The following is a 2,522-nucleotide window of genomic DNA, read 5'->3' as shown; positions in this document are numbered from 1 at the left end:
TAAGAGTATGGCACATCTACGCAGCCTAAGAGCTCTTTCGGCACATTTAGGAATGCATCAACAGAAAGAAATAAAAATACCTATCACTTGCTGGGTTCATAATATTTCAGAACAACTTTACGCTCTTGCTGTACAAGCTGATGATTTAGTAGGTGACATCTATCAGCCAACCCCTACTAATGATTGGTTGATAGCCAATAGCTTAATAAGCAAGACGATACTTTAGTATTGAAAAAAGTCATTATTTCTTTGTATTTACCATTACCTTTTGTATCTTTGTAGCAAATTTAAGCCTTCATAACTAAATGAAATTATATCTTTTTGTCATATTTTGTATGGTTTGCAGCCTTCTATCAGCACAAGAACCTGCTGTAAAGCAAGACCTAAAAGTAGGCTTGGTACTCAGTGGGGGAGGGGCTAAAGGTTTAGCGCATATAGGAGTGCTAAAGGTATTAGAGGAAGCAGGCATACGCATAGACTACATAGGAGGTACTAGTATGGGGGCAATGGTAGGAGCTATGTATGCCGCAGGCTATTCGGCTAATGAGTTAGACTCTATTTTTAGGAGTTTAGACTTTGATAAACTTTTGCAAGACAAGATATCACGCCGTTCGAAATCACTTCACGAGCGGTATCTTTACGACCGCTATGCAGTGGCATTGCCTTTTAATAACTTCAAAGTAGGTTTGCCTCGTGCAGTATCTAAAGGACAAAGTATTTATAATGAGTTTGTAAAGCTACTTTACCCTGTAAATGAAATATATGATTTTTCGCAGTTACCTATTCCTTTTCTTTGTGTAGCTACTGATATAGAGACAGGGAAGGGAGTAGTACTCGAAAATGGATTTTTGCCACAAGCTATTAAAGCCAGTGGTTCTTTTCCTTCATTGTTTGATTTGGTAGAAATAGATGGTAAGTTGCTCACAGACGGGGGAATAGCGGATAATTACCCTGTAGATGAGATAAAGAAAAAAGGAGTAGATATTATTATAGGGGTAGATGTGCAAAGTCCGTTAGCAAAACGTGAGGAAATAAATTCGGTATTGAGTATTTTTTCACAAATAACGACTTTTCCGATGACGGATAATATGCCCAGAAAAATAAAGGAGACGGATATTTATATAAAGCCTAATATAGAGGGGTTTAATATTATTTCTTTTGATAAAGGAGAAGAAATTATCAATAATGGACGAATAGCAGCATCACTCTTCTTACCACGTTTAAAAGAGATAGCAGCCCATCAAAAACACGAAGAGAAACGAGAACCTATACAAAAAATAGATTCTTTTTACCTGAAAGAAGTACACTTTCACGGCAATGACCACTTTTCGAGAAGTTACTTACGTGGTAAGATGCATCTGAAGTATTTAGACCGCAAGATTTCGTTTGATGAGTTAAATGATGGATTAGATAACCTAATGGCTACAAACAACTTTCATTCTGTTAGTCACCAACTTAGGCATACTGATCAGGGAGAATACATAGATTTCTTTATAAAAGAAAGCCCTCAGCGCACCTATTTAAAATTTGGCGTACATTATGACAATTTGCTAAAAACGGGCTTTCTAATGAACTATACTCGTAATTACTTCTTACAAAGTAGTGATTTCTTATCTTTAGATCTTATAGTAGGCGATAATAGTCGTTATCAGTTTGATTATTTTGTAGATAAAGGCTTTTATATTAGCTATGGGGTTCGTTCAAGGTTTATGCAGTTTGAACGTAAACTAAACGCACATAGACTCTCTAATTATCGTATAGAAGGCTCTGAATTAAACCGTATGGATGTAGAAGCATACGACCTTGTAAATCAGCTGTATTTACAAACATTATTGGGGAATGGTTTTGTTTTCGGCTTAGGGGCAGAGCACCGCAAAATACGATTTGATGCTGAGCAAGTATATGGGTTGAGTACTGTAGTTTCTTATGCTGAAAATACTCATTTTGGCAGTCTTTACTCTTATATAAAATACGATAGCTTAGATAATACATTCTTCCCTACTCGTGGTGTATATTTTAGTTCACAATTCAATCTGTATGCTTTTGCCTCAGATATGCCTAATTTTAACAGATTTACTACAGGCAAGACAGAGCTATCATTTGCCTTTCCGCTCTTTTATAAAACAGCAGCTCGGGTTAATTTAGAAGGAGGGGTAACTATAGGAGGTACTAATGTGTATTCGCTTGACTTCTTCTTAGGAGGGAATAACAAGAATGTCTTTGGTAACTATTCATCTTTTTATGGTTATGACTTTTTGAGTTTTGGGGCTAAGAATTACCTAAAATCAGAGTTTGTAGTAGATATAGAGCCTTTTAAAAAACAACACATATTGTTATTAGCTAATTTGGCTAAAGTAGATAATAACCTATTTGAGAGTTTCCAATGGCATAAGTATCCTAATTATTCGGGCTATGGTATAGGCTACAGTATTGATAGTTTCTTAGGCCCTGTGGAACTAAAATGTACTTATTCGCCTGAAGTGAAGCAAGCCGTATGGTTGTTTAATATAGGTTATTGGTTT

At 35.9% G+C, this 2,522-nt stretch carries 1 protein-coding gene and 1 pseudogene; both read left to right on the top strand.

The annotated features are described in order from the left end of the window. Positions 1–226 (top strand): annotated as a pseudogene (locus HMPREF9074_RS10180) (hypothetical protein); the annotation flags it as partial. Positions 227–305: 79 nt separating this feature from the next. Further along, a partial coding sequence (locus tag HMPREF9074_RS10175; protein ID WP_009392957.1) for a patatin-like phospholipase family protein occupies positions 306–2,522 on the top strand: 2,217 nt, incomplete at its 3' end.

The sequence above is a fragment of the Capnocytophaga sp. oral taxon 329 str. F0087 genome, assembly GCF_000213295.2.
Classification (GTDB): domain Bacteria; phylum Bacteroidota; class Bacteroidia; order Flavobacteriales; family Flavobacteriaceae; genus Capnocytophaga; species Capnocytophaga leadbetteri_A.
This window is presented reverse-complemented; position numbering and strand designations above follow the sequence as displayed.